Below are 18,145 nucleotides of genomic sequence, written 5' to 3'. Positions count from 1 at the left end.
TCGGAACCTTAAAGGCCTGGATGGGAGCGACCCACTTCAAGACCAAGTCCCTCAAAAACGTCAGTACGGAGATGAGCCTCCACGTCCTGGCCTACAATCTGAAGAGAGTGATCGCCATCCTTGGCGCTGGGCCGCTCATTCTGGCGATGCGGACCTGAAAGGGTCGCCGCGACTCTCGTCCAACTTCACCCGCAGACGACGCGGCGCACACCTCAGGCATCCCAATAGCGCGTTTGCACACGGCCTCGGTGGGGAGCGGCCGTTCGGCGACGTGCCGATAGCTGACATTGCGTGGCGTCGAAGCGATCATCTGGACAACATCGAGCGGCCGCGTCTCGGCCGCTCGATCGGCGCTGGCGCCGTCGCGGGTTTCTTAGAAATTCACCCTGAGCTGGGCAGTGCCGCCGACACGTTGCGTGTTCCCGGACAGCTCCGAGTCGACGCGCATGCCGAGGCTGACGGTTTGGCTGAGCTTGATATCGGCTCCCGCCGCGAGCAGCGCCGCATTGCGGTCGGGCCTGGCACCGCTCACCGCGAAGCTCGCGCCGGGCAGGCCGTTGAGCGCGGCGGTGAGGTCGCCGTCGCGCTGGTAGTAATGCGCCCAGGCGGCGCGGACGAAGCCGGTGACGGGAGATGCGCCCGCGATCAGGTTGGCGTCGAGCTGCAGGCCGAGCTCGCTGCGGCTGGTGATGTCGATGCGCCGCGGCAGCGTCAGCATGCCGGCGGTCGCGCCCATCCCGTCGCGCTCGACCGCAGCCGGGCTGTTCGCCCGCACCGCCTGGAAGGCGGCGAGCGGCGAGAGCGTCAGGCCACCCCAGCCGGCCACCGGCAGGCTCGCCTCGATCCGGCCGGACCAGGCCTGCGTCGCATAGGAGGCGGCCACGCCGGTGCGGCCCAGCGCCGGGATGGCGCGGCTGGTGGCGGTGTCGAGCCGGGCATAGCCGAGCGCGCCGGCGAGGTTGACGGAGCCAAGCGTGGTGCGGCCGTAGAGACCCGCCTGGAAGACATCGGCCTGCGCCTTGCCGAGCCCGCCCGAGAGCGAGGCACGCGACTGGCCACCCGCGACTGCGGCGCCCATGACCGTGCTGGAGCCCAGCCGGATGTCGGCGCCGACCGCGACATGTGCATCGGAGAGGTTGCGGTTGACCGAACCCACGACCCGGTCGCCGTCGGTTCGTCCGGTCGAGCCGAAAGTCGCGCCCCAGAGCGTGAAGCGCGCCGGATCGAAGGTCGGGCGTCCCGGCCCATCCTGCCTCGATGGCAGGTCGGCTGTGAAGCCGGCCACGCCGGCAGGGCCGCCGGGCGCTCCTGAGAGCCGGCCGCTGCCCGAGCCGTCCAGCATGGTGCGCAGGAATTGGTCTGAAGCGACATGCGCCATCGCGGGCGCCGCCGTATGGACCTCGCCCGAGAGTGAGTTCACAGCCGCCGGGATCGCCGCCGCCGGCAGGTTGTAGATCCCGAACAGCGCGGACGGGTCGACGCCATTGGCCACGGCACTGTCGATGGCCGAAGCGACCGAGGCGGCGTTGCGCGGCGCTGTGACGCCGAGCGTCGGCGTCACGATTGGCGCCAGCGGCTTCGGCGTCAGCGTCAGCAGCACGTCGTTGCCGGTGTAGCTCACCGCAGGGGTGACACCGTCGCCGAAGGAGCCGGTCGTGTCGACCGGGCCGAAGCGCGTGCCGCCGAGCCCGCCCGCTGCCGAGAGCAGCGTGTAGGGTGCGGAGAAGCTGTAGGCGCCGCCGAGCGGCACGATCCGCAGCGTACCCGCCAGCGAGGCCGTTCCGGTGACGTTGACCCGGTCCGCGACAATGCCTTGCACCTCGGCGATATAGGTCGAGGCGACGCCCATCACGAGGCTGCCGTTGACGGTCAGCGTCCCCGGCGAATTGCCCGGCGAAAGCGTGCCGCCGATCGTGGTCGCGCCGACCGAGCCGGAGCCAGCGAGCGTCGCACCCGCATGCACGATCACCGGCGTCGCGACCGAGCCGTCGACGACGAGGCTGCCACCGAACACCTGGGTCACGCTCGTGTAGGTGTTGGTTCCGTTCAGCGTCAGCGTGCCGGTACCGGTCTTGAGCAGCGAGCCCGCGCCCGAGATCGTGCCGGAGAAGGTCGTGCTGCTGTTGTTGCCTCCGGCGGTCAGCGTCGTGCCACCCAGGAGCACGTCGCCCGTGCCGGACAGCGAGCCGACCGTCTGGGCGATGCCGTTGAGATCGAAGACCGCCCCGGCCGAAATCTGCACCGCCGTCTGGTTCGGCAGGACGCCCACCCCGCCCATCCGTAGCGTGCCTTGCTGGATCCAGGTGGCGCCGGAGTAGGTGTTGGTCCCCGACAGCGTCAGGACCCCGGCGCCCGTCTTGGAGAGCGTGCCCCCGCCGCTGATGACGCCGGCCAGGCCAAAATCCAACGAACCGGTATCGACGAAGGCGGTGCCGCTCGACAACGCCACGGCGTTGGCCAGCGTGAGAGCAGGGGCGTTGGCACGAAGCGTCGTCCCGCTCGCCATCTGCAGCGTGCCTGTGCCGAGCGCGCTCGCCGATCCGACGGCGAGGGTGCCGGCGTTGAGCAGCGTGCCGCCGGAATAGCTGTTGGCGCCGGACAGCGCCAGCGTGCCGGCACCGACCTTGGTCAGGCTGGTCCCGACGCCATCGATGATGGCCGAGCCGATCGAAGCGGTGACGCCGGCTGCCGTGTTGATCGTGCCGCCACCGGCGACGCCGAGGCCGAGAGAACCTCCGGTCAGCAGATAGCCGTCGCTGGTGAACTGCAGCGTGTCGAAGTTTTGCGTGCCGGACACCGTCACCGTGCCGGCTATGCCCTGGAACACGCCGACCGAGCTCAGCCACGGGGCATTGAAGCCCACCTCGCCCGGCGCCACCGCCCAGTTGGTGTTGCCGCCGTTCCAGGTGCCCGTGCCGCCATCGACGGCACCGTTGCCGGTCTGGTCGGCGCCGTCCCAGAACTGCAGGATCTGGCCGGCCCCGAGCACGGCAAGATTGACTTGCGGCGGCAGGCCGGCAGGCATGCTGTAGACCGTCCCGGTCGCGCCCGCGACGCTGGGCGCGGTCAGGGCAAGCGACGAGAAGCTGCCGCTGATCGTGCCGCCGCCGGTGACGTCGAACAGGCGATAATAGCCGGCCGAAGCGACATTGGCCGTGAGCGTGCCGCCGAGCGTCAGGTTGCCGGCCGCCCCGCTGCCGTTGATGATGATGTGGTCGTTGGTCGCGCCGCCCGCGACTCCAGGGGTGCCGAGTTCGAACACGGTGTTCGAGCCGGCATTCAGCGCCAGCGATCCTACCGTGAGCGTGCCCGGGCTGTTGCCGGCCGACAGCGTTCCGCCGGAGGCGACCGTCACCGCTCCCGCGATCGAACCCGAACCGCCAAGCGTCGTGCCGCTGCCGACGCTCACGCTGGACGAAGCCAGCGAGCCGTTCACGATCAGCGTGCCCCCATTGATCGTGGTTGCGCCGGTATAGGTGTTGGCGCCGGTGAGCGTCCAGGTGCCTGCATCTATCTTCGTCAGCCCGCCTGTCCCCGTAGCGATCACCCCGGATGCGGTCCCTGTCCCCGGGCCGGCGAGGGTCAGGTTTTGGCCCGAGCCGGTAATGCCGCCGGAGACGGTCAACGTACTTGGAAAGGTCAAAAGGCCGGCGTTGATCTGGCTGTCGGCGGCGAGAGTGATGTCTCCGCCATAGGTGTTCGTACCACCGCCCGCTTGCAGGGCGCCGAAACCACCTGTGCCGCTGCCCGAGAGCGTGAGCGCCTCCCCGACGATGTTGACGCTGCCGCCGAGTATAAGGGACGCGCCCGATGCCACCACCGTTCCGTTCGCCGTCGAGCCGAGACCGAGACTGTTTGTCACGAACAGGCTGCCCGAATTCACGGTAGTGAGGCCGGAATAGGTGTTGGCGCCTGCCAGGGTCCATTGGGAGCCGGACTTCGTGATCGAGCCGGAGCCGATGGCGATCACGCCACGGATGGTGCCGCCATTGTTGCTGGAGCCGCCAAGCGTCAGATCCGTGTTGGATCCAGTGATGCCGCCCGAAAGATTCAGCGAGCTCAGGTTCTGGACATTGATGCTGCTGGATGCCGCAAGGGAGATCGCGCCCTGGAAGGCGTTCGCGCCAGAATTCAAGCTGGTGAGAGCGCCGCCCCCCGACACGCCAGTCCCCGAAAGCGTCAGAGCCTCGGCGCCGACGGTGATACCGCCCGTCAAGGCGAGCGTCGCACCCGAGGCGACCGTCGTTCCGCCGGAAACCGCGCCGAGGCCACTGGCGTTGGCGACCGTGAGCGTGCCCGCCGAAACCGTCGTCAAACCCGTATAGATGTTCGCACCGGACAGGGTCAGGCCGCCGGTACCGACCTTGGTGAGGCTGACCGGACCCTGGATCACGCCGGCATAGGCGGTGTCCGAATTCAGGCCGCCAACCGACAGAGTTGGTGCCGCCCCCCCGGGTCGTATGATCCCGGTGCCTTCGATCGAACCGATCGACAGCGTATCACCGGCGCCCATGGCCAAATTCAGAAATCCGCCCTGGCCAATAAATCGCGAGCCCGCCGCCGAGCTCCCGGCGCCGAACTGCATCGCGCCGTCTGAATCCGCAATGAGCGCCATCGGGCCGGTAACCGTGCCCGAGATGATGAACCCGCCCGCCGCTCCTGCAAACAGCGTCTGCTCGAAGGTCGAATTATTGGTGACGTTGGTGACATACAGAGCCGAGCCGGGGGCTGTCGACAGCGTGTAGGCGAGCGCGTTGTTGTTGTACTCGAGCAGCGTGAGCGAACCGCCGGACGCGGTGACATTTCGCTCTGCCGTCGGGCTGTTCGTGAAGGTCGCCGTATCCGTAGGCACGGTACCGCCAGCCCAGTTCGAACCGAGGTTGAAGTTTCCGCTGCTGCCCAGCCAGTCCGCCGCATGCGCCGTGCCGGGGGCCATCACAGGCGTGGCAGCGACGGCGAGCGCCAGACCGCTCACCATCGTTGTGTCCACCAGCGCACCCCGCCAACGCGATAGCGTATTGGCGGCGACGTCACGGCTCCTCGAAGGCATCATTTTATGCCACAGCCCCGCAGCGATGACGCCGGTTGCGAGCACGGATGGGGCGGTGAAGGATGTCGTCTCGCGCAGGGCGCGGCGTAGGCAGGAGATCATAGGCTCTCACGGTAGGCATAGGCCGTCGCCATTAGCCCGCGACGCAACCTGTGCAGTTTAGCGATTTAAGATCGTGATGCACCTGCTTTCTGACCTTGCGGCATTGTCGCGCCCCGCGGCGATTCAGCAACGAGGACGGACGAACCCTCAGCTATCACGCCTCCCAGAAAAGCAGCCATTGCAGAACCCCATGCGTCTAGTCGCCCGCGCAGCCATGCAGTGTGCCGGCTTGCTCGGAAGCAGACATCGCGAATGTTTCAGATGGGTCGCTTCCGGCAGTGACGCGCGGCGGCGCAGAGGTCTGCTTTCGGGCGGAGACCCAACTTCTAACGCCGAGCGGCCGGATGGGCTCGGCTTCCATCGACACGTGGGGCCAAATTCCTCGCCATCACTGCTATAGTGGGCGCGAATACGGGAGATGTCCCGGCGAAGCAGGAGCAGATCGTGGCCGAGAGATTTGAACGGCATCGCCAACCCTGGACCCATGAGGAACTGGAGAAGCTGAAGCTGCTCGCCAGGAAGGGCATGGCCCTGAAGGCGATTTCGAAGGCGATGACGCGCAGCGAAGAATCCATCAAGGACCGCGCGAAACAGGATGGCATCGGGATCGCCAAGCTCCGCTAGACCAGCGGACCGGACATCGTATCGCGTCCGGTGATCCAACCCTTCCTGCTTGCATCGGCTTTCCCCCGAGATCCGCAATCCGCTCTTGCGGCCGATGCTTTGGCCCGTTGGAGGAGGCGACCCGTGCCGACATTCGTGACGATCGGGTATGGAGACCGTGAGGGCTACGACCGTACCCCGGTGGCCGTTCGAGACGCCGCCCACGCCCATGATGCGACGCTGCGGAAGGGCGGAGTGTTGATGGGTATCGCGGGCGCTCCCGTGCAGGTGCGCAATCCCGACGCTGCCCAGGTTGAAACGGCCAATGGCCCATTCATGACGTCGTCATTGCCGGTGGCGGGGTTTGCCATCATCGAAGCCGCCGATCTGGCCGAGGCCATCGCTATGGTTTCACGAACGCCCTGCGCCGTGGCCCATGGTGTCGTCGAGGTGTGGCCGCTCGAGCAGCGCTCATGAAACGGCACGTCGCGCTGCAGCCATGACTGTCCCGTTCGGTTCCACGGGATAGTCGCGGCACGGCCGGGCAAAGGTGTAAGCGCTCAGGCGCTCGTCGAGGCCGCAGCGGCATGGCGCGGCAGGCTGATCCGGGCCAAGAGGCCGCGCGGCTGGTTGTCGTGCAGGCTGAGCTCGCCATCATGGGCGGCCGCGATCGACCGGGTGATGGCGAGGCCGAGGCCAAATCCTTCTGAATCGATCCGCCCGCGGGCTTCGTCGCCGCGCATGAAGGGTTCGAGCAGGCGCAATCGATCGGCTTCCGGAATACCGGGGCCATCGTCGGCCACCTCGATCAGGAGGGCGTCGGGTTCGTCGCGAAGGCGGATGATCACCTGCGTGCCATGGCGCACCGCGTTCTCGACGAGATTGGTCACGGCGCGCTCCAGCTGCTGGGCATCGCCCGTCGCGACGAGCCGTCGCGGCCCCTCGTAGCGCGTCGATTTGCCGATATCGCTGAACTCGTCCGCGACGGTCTGGAGCAGGCTCGAAAGGTCGACGGCACCGCGCTTCTGGCGCCGGTCGACATCGCGCAGATAGGACAGCGCGCCCTGCACCATGGTGCCCATATGCTCCAGATCGCGGGTGAACTGAGCGCGCAGGACAGCGTCCTCGATGAACTCGACGCGCAGGCGCATGCGCGTGATCGGCGTCCGCAGGTCGTGGCTGATCGCCGCCAGCATGCGCGTGCGGTCGGCAAACAGCGCATGGATACGGTCCCTCAAGCGGTTGAGGGCGCGCGCGGCGGTGCGGACTTCGAGGGGGCCCTCCTCGGGCAGCGGCGAGGGATCGCGGTCGATCGAAAACTCCTCGGCAGCCGAGGCGAAGCGCGCGAGCGGCGCCGTGATGCCGCGCGAGGCCCAGAGCGTCAGCGCGCCGATATTGAGCCCGAGCACGATGATCGTGGCGACCACCAGAATGGAGATGGGGCGCGGTGGCGGTGTCCCCATTCCACCGGGCGCGATCTCGACATCGAGGCCCGTGCCGTCGGGAAGCCGGATCGCATAGCCTTGCGGCGGCCTGTCCCCGTCAGGCACCGGGTTCGGCTGCACCGCAAAACCCTCGCCCAGGCGCTGCGCCATGCCCTCCGCGGCGAAGGGATGCGGCTGCGCTGGCAAGGGGGCGGGGTCCTTGGCCGATAGCGTGAACCGGTAGCGCCGGTCGGCCGTGTTCGCGGTCTCGACGACCATCTGGCGCAGCTCAGGCGGCGTCCGGGCCAGCAGCTTCGCGATCGTCGCCACGCTCTCATAGGCTGGCGGCCCCGGTCTGCCGCGGGGCGCCTGCCAGACCAGGGTGACGGAGAGAACGAGATAGAGCAGGCCGATGACGCCGATCACGAGCAGCGCGATCTGGCTGCCGATCCGCGCGGGCAGGCGAAACGGGCGGATCATTGCCGGGCGACGGCGGGCGTGAAGAGATATCCGCCCGAGCGGATCGTCTTGATCAGCTCGGGCTCGCGCGGCTCGCGCTCGATCTTCTGGCGCAGCCGGCTGATCAGGATATCGATGCTGCGCTCGAACGGGGTGGCGGGGCGCCCCTGCGTCAGATCGAGCAGGGCATCGCGCGCGAGCACGCGCCCGGGCCGCTCGCAGAACACCCGCAGCAGATCGAACTCGGCGCCGGTGACAGCGACTCGGACATTGTCGGGATTGGTCAGCTCGCGGTTATTGGCGTTCAGCGTCCAGCCCGCGAAGGCAAACGAGCCGGGAAGCTCGTCGGGATCGGCCTGTCCGCCGCACCGTCGTCGCAGCACCGCCCGGATGCGGGCCAGGAGCTCGCGCGGGTTGAACGGTTTGCCGAGATAATCGTCGGCCCCCATTTCGAGGCCGATGATCCTGTCGATATCCTCGCTGCGGGCGGTGAGCATGATGATCGGCAGCTGCGTCGTCAGGCCCAGCCGCCGGCAGATCGAGAACCCGTCCTCGCCGGGGAGATTGAGATCGAGCACGATCAGGTCGAACCTGCCGTCCCGCAGAATCCGGTCCATCTCGCGCCCGTCGCGCGCGGTCGAGGTCCGCATGCCGTTCTGCGCGAGGTAGCGCGCGACCAGCGTGCTGATCTCGCGATCGTCCTCGACGATCAGGATATGCGCCGATGCGCTCACGTCAGGTTTCCAGGTTTCAACCGATGCGAGCATATCGGAGGCTCAGCTCCCCCGCAGCCGTCATCGTGGCTAAAGCATCGGCAGGGCCGAAGCATCGGCCGGAAAAGTGGATTGCGGTTTTCGGGGCAAAGCCGATGCAATCACAGTTGGTTAGATCATCGGACCGGATACGATATCCGGTCCGATGATCTAAGGCCGATAGGCGAGATCGCGGCATCGGATCGTGCCGTCCGCAGCGATCCGGACGGCTCCGATGGCTTGCTCCCGCCCCGTCACCGGATCGCGATAGACCATGCGACTGCAGGCAGAGGCAGTGTCGGCGGTGTCGGCCCCGAAGATGCGCAAAAACACCAGGCTCACCCACATGGCAGCGGCGGCGATGACCCCGAGCGCGCGCCGCAGCGACGAGCCCGGCCGCAAGGGTGAAGGGATATCCGGCATAGGCGCTCCGACGTTGCGTGAGCCTGCCGGATAGGTCGCGTTTGTGGCCCCAGTGCCGAACGGATGTTGCTGGAGTGTTTCCGTTTGTATCCCTGAGCGCATCCTCCGCATCTGGCGCAGGGCGGAACTGGCGCCTTGACGATATGTCGGGCCAGCTACTCGGCATCGCCCTGCATCGACGGGTGGGCACTCCTGAAGGCAGGGTGCTCGTTGCACAATCGCTCGACCCGCAGGATGCGCGTGCAATGGTCGATCGGCACCTGGAAACGCCGCGCTGCGTAGAGCTGGGGCAGCAGGTAGATATCCGCCAGGCCGGGCAGGGGGCCGAAGCAATAACCCTCGTCGCCAATCAGCGCCTCGACGGCGCCGAGCCCCTGTCCGATCCAGGTGGCGATCCAGGCCGCAACCTCCGGTTCGGCCTGCCCAAGATTCTGCCTGAGATAGGACAGCGGCGCGACGTTGTGGAGGGGATGAATGTCACAGCCGATGATCGCTGCGACGGCCCGGACCTTCGCACGCAAGACCGGGTCGCGCGGGAGGAGCGCCGGAGCCGGACAGGTCTCCTCGAGATATTCGATGATGGCGGGCGATTGGGTCAGGATGGTGCCGTCGTCGAGTTCCAGTGCCGGCAACCGGCCTTGCGGGTTGAGCGCGCGATAGCTCGCGCCATGTTGCTCTCCGCCGTTCCGGACGAGATGAACGAAGCGCGGCGTGACTTCGAGCCCCTTGAGCGCGAGCGCAATGCGAACGCGGTATGACGAGGTGGACCGCCAATAGGTATAGAGTTTCATCCTGCCTCCCCCTCGACGCGGAACGATGACGGCCCGGCCTTGATCGAAACCAGGTGGCGCCGGCTATATACATGATGGCCAGTACATAGGCTGCCAGCGCCGCTTGTCCGACCCGCAAAAGCTGGCGGTAACGGGAGACGCTATAGCTCCGAAAGCGAACCCCAGTCCGGCACATGGGCGGCGAGCTTGTCGAGCAGCTGATCGAGTTGTCTTCGTTCTGGTTTGGACAGGCAGGACAGCATCGCCGCCTCGCGAAGTTTCAACGCCGGAATGTAGCGCTGATACAGGGCTCGGCCGGGATCGGTCAGGAAGAGCCGCTGACGTCGGCTGTCGGCTTCATCGGTCAGACGTCGGATCAGCCCCTTCTTCTCCAGCGCGATGGCCGCACGGCTGACGCCCGCCTTGAGATGACCCGAGAATTCGCAGAACTCGGCAGCGGTGATGCCTTCGCGGGAATGCAGCGCCAGCAGGATCACGATCTCGGGGCGCGTCAGGCCGAATTCGGCCTCGATCCGCCGGAATGACGGCTCGCGGTAGAAGTTCAGGATGTAACCGATCCTGTAGGCCGTTGGTATCTCGGTGCCTCCGAGCATCGCGCGCAGGCCCTCCTCGCTACCCACCCCGGCCACGTCCAGGTCCGTCGCTTCCAGGTCCGTCGCTTCCAGGTCCGTCGCTTCTGAATTTCGTCTCATATGAGACTTTTTTGTTGCTGTCATGACATCGCAGTCGTAGCATTCCGGGCAATGAAAGGACTTGGCGATGCCGCCCAGTCCCGGGGGAGGATCGCATGGATATCCCGGTTCCCGCCAGCGCTCGCCCCGCCGCGACAGGCGTGTCGTTCGGGCGAGCATTCTTCGCTGCAACCGGATCGCTGCCGATCTATGTCGACCATATCGCCGCGATAGCCGAGCCCAGGCGCTTGCCCGTCGTCATGGTCCATGGCGGCTGTCACACCGGCCAGTGCTATCTCGCGACGCCGGACGGGCGCCAGGGCTGGGCGACCCGCTTCGCGGCAGCGAGGCGCGACGTTTTCGTGGTGGACTGGCCCGGCCACGGCCGCTCGCCGGCGTGCGGGAATCTGGCGACCCTGTCGACCCGCGAGATCGCGCAATCCATTCTTGCCCTTGTGGAGATGGTCGGGCCGGCCGTCCTCCTGGTCCACTCCGCCAGCGGGCCGATGGCGTGGTGGATCGCGGAGCGGGCCCCTGGCGCGGTCGCCGCCGTGATCGGCGTTGCGCCGGGCGCGCCGGCCAACATCCTCCCCGTGCTGCCCGACGATCCGGAAGCGATTGCAAAGCTCAGGGACGACGTCAGCCTGGGCTGCCCGGTCATGCTGCCCGAGGACAGGCCGGTCGTGGTCGGCGAGGCGTTCATGCGGAGCTTCTGGGCCAACGCTCCGCGCTTTCCGCGTCAGGCCTTCGAGCAGTATCGGCTCTCGATTGTCCCGGAGAGCGCGCGGCTGTTCAACGAGCGCTTCAACATCGGCGGGCGCGGCTTGCAGATCGCGGACCCGGCCGCGCTGGCTCGGACGCCGATCCTGATCGTCACCGGTGATCACGATCCACGCCATCCGCGCGCGATCGACGAGGCGGCCGCCCGCTATCTGGGGGCGGAGTTCCTGTGGCTGCCGGACGAGGGCATCTCCGGCAACGGCCACATGCCGATGATCGAAGACAACAGCGACGCCATCGCGGACCGGCTGCTCCTCTGGCTGGCCGGGCGGGAACTCTGAACCCCTGTTTCAAACGACCCGCAGCAAGCGGGCCAGTCCTGGGAGGACACTCATGAAGACGCTGCTACTGGCCGGAGCCCTGACCGCATTCGCCTGCACGACCGCCGCCGAGGCGCAGGTGAGCGACGATGTCGTCAAGATCGGCGTCCTGACCGACATGGCCGGAGTGACTGCCGATATCACCGGCAAAGGCTCGGTCGTCGCGGCCGAGATGGCGGTCAAGGAGTTCGGCGGAACCGTCCTCGGCAAGCCGATCCAGATCGTCACGGCCGACCATCAGCACAAGGCGGATGTCGGCACCACGGTGGCGCGGCAGTGGTTCGACATCGACAAGGTCGATGCGATCGTCGACGTGCCGAACTCGGCGGTGGCGCTGGCGGTGCAATCGCTGGCACGGGAGAAGAAGCGCATCGTGATGTATTCGGGTGCCGGGACGACGGCGCTGACCAACGAGCAATGCTCGCCTTACGGTTTCCACTGGACCTATGACACCTATGCCGTCTCGCGCGGCACCGCGTCGGCGGTCGTCAAGGCCGGGGGCAACACCTGGTTCATGCTGGCCTCCGACTACGCCTTCGGTCATCAGCTGCAGAAGGACGCGACCGACGTTGTCGAGGCCAATGGCGGCAAGGTACTCGGCGCGGTTCGTCATCCCCTGAACAATGCCGATTTCTCCTCGTTCCTGCTCCGGGCCCAGGCCTCCGGCGCGAAGGTGATCGGCATCGCCAACGCCGGCAACGACACGGTCAATGCCATCAAGCAGGCCGGCGAGTTCGGTCTGGCCGAGCAAGGCCAGTCTCTCGCGGCATTGATCTTTTTCCTGCAGGACGTCCACAGCCTGGGGCTGAAGGCGACGCAGGGCACGTATCTGACCACGGCGTCCTACTGGGACATCGATGACGCCTCGCGCGCCTGGTCGAAGCAGTTCATGGAGCGCACCGGGATGATGCCCTCGATGCTGCATGCCGGCGTCTACGGCTCCGTTCGGCATTACCTCAAGGCCATCAACGAGGCCGGCACCGACGATCCCGACAAGGTCGCCGCCGCGATGAAGGCGATGCCGATCAACGACGCTTTCACGAAGGGGGCGACGATCCGCGCAGATGGCCGCGTGCTGCGCGAGATGTATCTCGCCCGTGTCAAGAAGCCGGCGGATTCCAAGGGGCCGTGGGATTATTTCGAGATCGTGCGAACGATTGCGCCGGAAGAAACCGTCTGGCCGCTCTCCCAGAGCAAGTGCCCGCTGCTTCCGAAATAGCTGCGGGCGGCCGGGCGACTGAAGTCACCTCTATTGTAATTGAGACGATGCACCTGTGGGCCTTGCCAGCCGGTATCGTCCCGCTTCGGTCGTCGGGGAATGTCGGGGACGGCGTCGAGCGAGATCGTGAGCGCGCTCAGCGCGCGCGCAAGGCCCGGACCACATGTGCGGCCCGCCGCAGCGTGGTCACGGCAGCGCCAGCCGCGATGAGCCAGAGAGCGAAGACCAGGACCTCGTTATGGCCGCGCCAAAGCGGCTCCAGGAGGGACAAGACGGCCGCTGCGGTGATCACCGCCATGCGGTGCTGCTTGGCCATCGGGCCCGAGAAATCGGCCGGCAGCCCGCAGGCGCGACCGAGCTCGCGCGTGTAGGCGGTCAGCACCGCAAGCCCGGCCGCCGCCCAGCCCAGGGCCGGGATCCCGGCCCCGTAGCCGGCGCCGACGAGAATGAGGATATCGGCGACGCGATCCGGGAACTCGTTCCAGAACGGTCCGTCGGGTGCCTGCTTGCCGCCTTCGATCGCCACCATTCCGTCGAAGAGGTTGCAGAGCAGCCTGAGCTGGCAGAACAGCGCAGCCGCCAGGAGCAGGGCTGCGCGCAACCCGGTATCCGCCAGGCCCGCAAGCCAGAAGCCGGCGCCGGCAAAGGCCGCCATCACCATGCTCGCCATCGAGATCTGGTTCGGCGTGATCGCGGCCGCGCTCAGCCTGCGCGCGATCGAGCGGGCCCAGCCCGAATCCCGGCTCGCGAGCGGGCGTCGATTATCGTCCTGCGCCACGGTTCAGGCCTTCCTGCTGCGCCAGAGCGAGACATTGTAGAGCGCCGCATAGCTGGTCGCGACGGTCCACGGCACCGCGATCGTCCTGACGATTTCCGGCGTGCCACCAAGCGTATGGATCACGGTGAGCAGGCTCGCCGAGACAAGCCCGGCGATCACGGGCGGAGCCAGGAGGGCCGCGAGGCCGGAGAAGCGCTTCGCCAGTTCCTCGATGCCGCGTTTCAGGAGCAGGGTGATGAGCGCCGACAGCGCGCCCTGGATCAACCCGGCCTGGAGCGGCGCCGGCATCGGATGGGCGCGGTTGGCGAAAGCCGCCCAGCTCCCCATCGCGACGAAGGCGAAGGCGATGTGCACGAGGCTGCTTCGCATCAGGCTGGTGACGGGAAGGGTCATGTGGTCGACCACCCCCAGCGGACCAGATGAAAGAAGATCGGAGCCGAGAACACCACGGAATCGAGCCGGTCGATGAACCCGCCATGGCCGGCGATCAAGTGGCCCCAATCCTTGACGCCGCGATCGCGCTTGATCGCCGACATGACGAGCCCGCCGAAGAAGCCCATCAGGACGATGACGAGCGACAGGAAGGCCGCCTGGAGCAGCGTGAACGGTGTCATCCAGGACAGGGCCGCGCCCACCGCCACCGCGCTGAGCCCGCCGCCAATGAAGCCCTCGACCGTCTTCGAAGGCGACAGGTTCGGCGCGATCCTGGTGCGGCCGAGAAGCTTGCCCCAGACATATTGCAGGACATCGCTCATCTGCACGACGATGACGAGATAGGCGATCAGGAGCACGTTGCGCTCCTCGAAGCCGGGAATGTCGAGGCTCAGCAGCGCCGGCACATGCGACGTGCAGAAGACGCAGATCATCAGTGCCCACTGCACTTCGGCGATGCGCACGAGAAAGTCGTCCGTATCACCGCGCAGTGCGGCGATGATCGGCATCAGCAGGAAGGCGTAGACCGGGATCAGGATCGAGAAGAGGCCGTACCAGTCGATCCAGATGAGATAATATTGCAGCGGCAGCACGACGAAGAAGGCAACCGCCAGCGCCCAGTGGTCGGCGCGGTGCGTCGTGGTCAGCGTGATGAATTCCCGGAAGGCCGCGAAGGAACAGAAGGCGAAGAGCAAGGTCACGCCGGCCTTGCCGCCGATCAGCGCCAGCCCCATCAGCACGATCATGACCCACCAGGCGCGGATCCGGTGGTTCAGGTTCTCGATTACGGCATGCGAGCCATCGGGCGACAGCCTGCGCTCCAGCGCGTAGCCGATCGCAGAGGCGACGACGAGCACGCAGAGTAGGCCAGCCAGCACCACCACGAGGTCGGGATGCGGCATCGTCATGGCGCGCCGGCCTTTGGCGAGAGGGCGAGCAGGGCGGCTTCCGCCCGCGCCAGAAAATCCCTTTTGGTCTCGCCCTCGGCGATCTGGAGCGCGGCCCCGAAGGTGACCGTGCAGATCAGGGGTATCGGCACGAACTCGCCCTTCGGCATGACGCGGTTGAGATTGTCGATCCATGCCGGCACGAGCACGATCTCCGGCCGGGCGCGCGCCAGGTGGAAGAGCCCGCTCTTGAAGGGCAGGAGCGGGGCAGGGGTGCTGTTGCGCGTGCCTTCCGGGAAGACGATCAGGGAGGAGCCCGCATCGAGCGCATCCGTCATCAGGCTGATCGGGTCGTTCGTCCGGCTCGGACGCTCGCGGTCGATCAGGACGGCGTTGAAGACATCGCGGCCGATGAAGCGCCGAAGGCGGCTCTTCAGCCAGTAGTCGCTGCCGGCGACCGGCCGGCTCGCCAGGCGCAGTCGGCGCGGCAGCACCGTCCAGATCAGGACGAAATCGCCATGGCTCGCGTGGTTGGCGAAGTAGATCCGCTGCTCGTCGCTCGGCGCCACGCCGTGCCATTGTCCGCGGACCGCGGTGAGGAAGCGGGCAAACAGCAGAATGAGCGTGCCTGCCAAGCTTATCCCAGCTCCGCGCATCTCAATTCCCAACCCCGTCTTCCTGCTGACGTAGCGCTCAATTGCGCCCCTGTCGACGGCCGGCTTCGATCGGGCGGGCCTGCCACTCGCTCACCAGGGCTCGCGAAGGAGGATCTCACCGCATGGTTGGGCGCAATGAGGAAGCCGCGCGATCGGCAATGGGCTCCCTCGGGATTAGTGCCGACGTCGGCTACGGTCATGGATTGTCCGGAGCCTGGTCCATGATCGGGCAAAATCCCCTGCAATACCGGCACGGATGGATCTCGCATGGCACCTGACGTGAGCACGACTCCGCGCCGCGGCACCACGGGTCTGCGCCAGTTTCTGGATCTCGGGGAGCAGCGCGACTGGATAGAGGGCAAGGCCGACCTGCGCGACGCTGACGAGCGCTCGGATTCCCTCGAGCTGCGGTTCAAGTACGTCACGCGATTTCAAAAGCTGCTGCGTCGCCCGCAGGCACAGGACGTTCTGGAGATTCTCAGGCTCTACGGCCAGAACTGCATCCCCATCCCGCGCAAGAGCGAGCGCCGCTACTGGTCGGTGTCTTGTCTGCCGTCGACGTCCGACAAGCCGCTCGTCCGCGTCAATGCGAGCTGGATGGAGCTTTTTACCCTCTATGCGGACGGCGACGGCATCCGTGCGCGGTTTTTGGTGCATCTTTCGGATTTCGCCACGGACCAATCTCCTGCACAGGGCCAGGTGGACGAGGTCTTTCTCGAGCGCTGCGTCACGACGCCAGACGATGTCAGCTATTTCTTCCCGCGTGGCGCAGACATCTTTGGCATCAATGTGCGGGGCTCCGCCTCGATCCGCAGTTTCCTTGCGGCGCGCCGCGTCCTGGCTGCCATTCGAACCTTCAATCTGACGCATATGAACCGAGGGCGGAACGCCTACCAGGCAAGCCACTGCTACAGCCTGGCGGATTGCATGCTGGCAGATTGAGTGGCGCTCGGAGGGCCGCCGGCCTGGCGAGGCGACCGGATCGCTCCGCCGTTGCGGCCGCGATCCACGACCGCGGGCTGATGGCGACAGGCTGACCAGCCGAGCGGGCGCTCCTCGGCGGCGCAAGCCAGGCCCGAGCCACGGCCACGCCATGAGAACGAAGGCAAGGTGGGACGTCGAAATGGCATCGCGGCTCTGCCAGCCTCCTTGGTCGACCTGGCGTTTGCGCAGTGGCTGGTGTCGGCTCAGGCCGCGCGTTCCCAGGAAATAGGAGATGGCCCGAACCGTGCGGGCTCAGCATGGAGCGGCGAGCGTCCGCTTCCGGGTGGTCATCCGGCGTCCGTAACTGGCGCGAGGTCGACGGGGCGCTGCGATGCGAGCGCAACGACCGAGATGGATGGGAAGCAGACCTCGGCTTATCGCCAGGAAGCCGACATTCGGGTAGTTTTGCTCCATGCCCGGAGTGAAGCGAAGGGTCATATGGCAACGGCAGAGCGTAAGCGGGATTAACCGGGATTACGAGTGGCATGGCCAGATGCCGCGTTATCGATTCCGCCGTTTAGAAATAGATGATAAAAGTCTTTTGCGTCTACGACGCCCTGAATCCAAGTTCTCTGGTGAAGCAGCCTTCGCCGTTGGTTTCGCCGGTTCGAAAAGCTGACCGCATTCGTTTGGTTTGATGCAGGTCAAAAAAATAGTTCCCTGCTTAGCTATAAATGGTCCGAGCCGCCGAAAGCGCAGCGCAGTGATGAACGGTCTTGGCAAAACAATTGCCCCGCAAGGCGGAAAGTAGGATTCGACAAGGTTAAATTCGATGGAATGACGGTCGCCCCCTCCTTCGCTCTCGATTTGGCAGAAAGCTATGTTTAGTCGGCCATTATCTTCGGGGATTATCTCAGATTCCGTTGAATTATTGCCTAATTCTCTGTTCAAGTTCGTATTTAGAATTGGCGGCTGGCATCAATTGTGGGTATCGCTAATCTCTGTTGCGGTATTTCTGTTGAATACCGCGCCGATCGAGCTCCAGAGGAGAGTGATTGATACCGCCGTCAAGGGCGGACCGATCAGGTTGATTCTACTACTCATCGCCGCTCAAGCCGCCATTACAGTTTGCTTCGGCCTCCTGAAGCTCCTCATGAACCTCTATCGGGCCTGGATTGGAGAAAGCGCCGCCCGTGCCCTTCGCGTTGCGATCGAGGCTCGACTTGCAAATCGGTCCGCCGAGGCTCGGCAAGGCGGCAGCGACGCTATCGGGCTGTCTATAATAATAGCGGAAAGTGATGACGTCGGCCTATTCGTCGGCTCCAGCGTAAGCACGCCGGTCGTGGAAATTGGATTCCTGATTAGCGTATTCACCTATCTTGCAATTCTGGAACCACGACTGGCCATGGTCAGCGCGGCCATTCTCGCGCCACAGATCCTCATTGTGCCGCTGATACAACGTGCGATCAATGCGAGGGTCGAAGGTCGGATAGTGCTTCTACGAAAAGTGGGAATGGATATTCTTACCATAAGCAAGGCAGACGAACTGATCCCGAGAAAAGACGATCTGAATATAATATTCCATCTCAACATGGGTATTTTTGCACTGAAATTCTCAATGAATTTCTTTATGAATCTTACAAATAGCATAGGAAATCTAGTAATTCTTGGGCTAGTGGATGGAATCTAACGCTTGGTGCCCACGCCTGACGGCGGCGATGATTTTGTCGGGGTCAGCGGTCCAGGAGAAGGGCTTCGGATCGGCGTTGGTCTCGGCCAGGAAGCGATTGATGGCGGCCTGGAGGTCGACGATCGAGYGGAAGACGCCGCGCTTCAGCCGTCATCGGGTGAGCTTGGCGAAGAAGCCCTCGACC

At 65.7% G+C, this 18,145-nt stretch carries 16 protein-coding genes and 2 pseudogenes; 7 read left to right on the top strand and 11 right to left on the bottom strand.

The window, feature by feature from the left end; translation table 11 throughout:
- Positions 1–158, top strand: a pseudogene (locus AC1DW9_RS34430) (IS5/IS1182 family transposase); the annotation flags it as partial.
- Between the two features lie 215 nt (positions 159–373).
- On the opposite strand, the gene AC1DW9_RS34425 reads toward AC1DW9_RS34430, so the two are convergent.
- Complete coding sequence (locus AC1DW9_RS34425) at positions 374–5,152, bottom strand: autotransporter-associated beta strand repeat-containing protein (RefSeq protein WP_476777375.1); 4,779 nt, start codon at positions 5,150–5,152, stop codon at positions 374–376.
- Positions 5,153–5,596: 444 nt separating this feature from the next.
- Here AC1DW9_RS34425 and AC1DW9_RS34420 point away from each other — a divergent pair, with 444 nt between their 5' ends.
- Both AC1DW9_RS34420 and AC1DW9_RS34415 read left to right on the top strand, forming a co-directional pair.
- Positions 5,597–5,776 carry a hypothetical protein gene (locus AC1DW9_RS34420; protein ID WP_441492805.1) on the top strand — a complete coding sequence of 60 codons (180 nt, stop codon included), beginning with the start codon at positions 5,597–5,599 and terminating at the stop codon, positions 5,774–5,776.
- A 123-nt stretch (positions 5,777–5,899) separates the two neighbouring features.
- Positions 5,900–6,232 (top strand): YciI family protein, encoded by a 333-nt coding sequence (locus tag AC1DW9_RS34415; protein ID WP_441492806.1) that lies wholly within the window; start codon positions 5,900–5,902, stop codon positions 6,230–6,232.
- Between the two features lie 83 nt (positions 6,233–6,315).
- Here the strand turns inward: AC1DW9_RS34415 and AC1DW9_RS34410 are convergent, their stop codons facing one another.
- The 5 genes from AC1DW9_RS34410 to AC1DW9_RS34390 form a co-directional block, all read right to left on the bottom strand.
- Positions 6,316–7,659: an ATP-binding protein gene (locus AC1DW9_RS34410; RefSeq protein ID WP_476777374.1), complete on the bottom strand. Its 1,344-nt coding sequence runs from the start codon at positions 7,657–7,659 to the stop codon at positions 6,316–6,318.
- The gene (locus AC1DW9_RS34405; RefSeq protein WP_476777373.1) at positions 7,656–8,372 is read right to left on the bottom strand and encodes a response regulator; all 717 of its coding nucleotides are present in this window, start codon (positions 8,370–8,372) and stop codon (positions 7,656–7,658) included. Before AC1DW9_RS34405 ends, AC1DW9_RS34410 begins: the two co-directional genes overlap by 4 nt.
- Positions 8,373–8,561: 189 nt before the next feature.
- Entirely contained in the window at positions 8,562–8,813 is a 252-nt protein-coding gene (locus AC1DW9_RS34400) for a hypothetical protein (protein ID WP_476777372.1), read from the bottom strand.
- Positions 8,814–8,968: 155 nt separating this feature from the next.
- Positions 8,969–9,604 (bottom strand): maleylacetoacetate isomerase, encoded by a 636-nt coding sequence (maiA, locus tag AC1DW9_RS34395; protein WP_441492810.1) that lies wholly within the window; start codon positions 9,602–9,604, stop codon positions 8,969–8,971.
- Positions 9,605–9,744: 140 nt separating this feature from the next.
- Positions 9,745–10,455, bottom strand: a complete 711-nt coding sequence (locus AC1DW9_RS34390; protein WP_476777371.1) for a MarR family winged helix-turn-helix transcriptional regulator — start codon at positions 10,453–10,455, stop codon at positions 9,745–9,747.
- Here AC1DW9_RS34390 and AC1DW9_RS34385 point away from each other — a divergent pair.
- Together AC1DW9_RS34385 and AC1DW9_RS34380 are read left to right on the top strand one after the other, a co-directional pair.
- Positions 10,437–11,336 carry an alpha/beta fold hydrolase gene (locus AC1DW9_RS34385; protein WP_476777370.1) on the top strand — a complete coding sequence of 300 codons (900 nt, stop codon included), beginning with the start codon at positions 10,437–10,439 and terminating at the stop codon, positions 11,334–11,336. The two genes, AC1DW9_RS34390 and AC1DW9_RS34385, sit on opposite strands and share 19 nt — an antisense overlap.
- A gap of 52 nt (positions 11,337–11,388) precedes the next feature.
- A complete protein-coding gene (locus AC1DW9_RS34380; protein ID WP_441492813.1) occupies positions 11,389–12,594 on the top strand; it encodes an ABC transporter substrate-binding protein in 1,206 nt (401 codons plus the stop codon).
- A gap of 136 nt (positions 12,595–12,730) precedes the next feature.
- Here the strand turns inward: AC1DW9_RS34380 and AC1DW9_RS34375 are convergent, their stop codons facing one another.
- From AC1DW9_RS34375 to AC1DW9_RS34360, 4 genes are read right to left on the bottom strand one after another with little or no spacing between them, the layout of a single operon-like run.
- Positions 12,731–13,372 carry a CDP-alcohol phosphatidyltransferase family protein gene (locus AC1DW9_RS34375; RefSeq protein WP_476777369.1) on the bottom strand — a complete coding sequence of 214 codons (642 nt, stop codon included), beginning with the start codon at positions 13,370–13,372 and terminating at the stop codon, positions 12,731–12,733.
- Positions 13,373–13,375: 3 nt separating this feature from the next.
- Complete coding sequence (locus tag AC1DW9_RS34370) at positions 13,376–13,765, bottom strand: hypothetical protein (protein ID WP_476777368.1); 390 nt, start codon at positions 13,763–13,765, stop codon at positions 13,376–13,378.
- The gene (locus AC1DW9_RS34365) at positions 13,762–14,712 is read right to left on the bottom strand and encodes a phosphatidate cytidylyltransferase (RefSeq protein WP_476777367.1); all 951 of its coding nucleotides are present in this window, start codon (positions 14,710–14,712) and stop codon (positions 13,762–13,764) included. Before AC1DW9_RS34365 ends, AC1DW9_RS34370 begins: the two co-directional genes overlap by 4 nt.
- On the bottom strand, positions 14,709–15,347 hold the full coding sequence (locus AC1DW9_RS34360) for a lysophospholipid acyltransferase family protein (RefSeq protein WP_476777366.1): 639 nt from the start codon (positions 15,345–15,347) through the stop codon (positions 14,709–14,711). Before AC1DW9_RS34360 ends, AC1DW9_RS34365 begins: the two co-directional genes overlap by 4 nt.
- 267 nt (positions 15,348–15,614) lie before the next feature.
- On the opposite strand from AC1DW9_RS34360, the gene AC1DW9_RS34355 reads away from it, so the two are divergent.
- Together AC1DW9_RS34355 and AC1DW9_RS34350 are read left to right on the top strand one after the other, a co-directional pair.
- Positions 15,615–16,289, top strand: coding sequence for a hypothetical protein (locus AC1DW9_RS34355; RefSeq protein WP_476777365.1), 675 nt, complete (start codon positions 15,615–15,617; stop codon positions 16,287–16,289).
- Between the two features lie 1,033 nt (positions 16,290–17,322).
- A complete protein-coding gene (locus AC1DW9_RS34350; RefSeq protein ID WP_476777364.1) occupies positions 17,323–17,961 on the top strand; it encodes a 6TM ABC transporter family protein in 639 nt (212 codons plus the stop codon).
- On the opposite strand, the pseudogene AC1DW9_RS34345 reads toward AC1DW9_RS34350, so the two are convergent.
- Positions 17,944–18,145 (bottom strand): annotated as a pseudogene (locus tag AC1DW9_RS34345) (IS630 family transposase); the annotation flags it as partial. The gene AC1DW9_RS34350 and the pseudogene AC1DW9_RS34345 sit on opposite strands and share 18 nt — an antisense overlap.

The sequence above is a fragment of the Allobosea sp. P4_E12 genome, from assembly GCF_056401655.1.
This window is presented reverse-complemented; position numbering and strand designations above follow the sequence as displayed.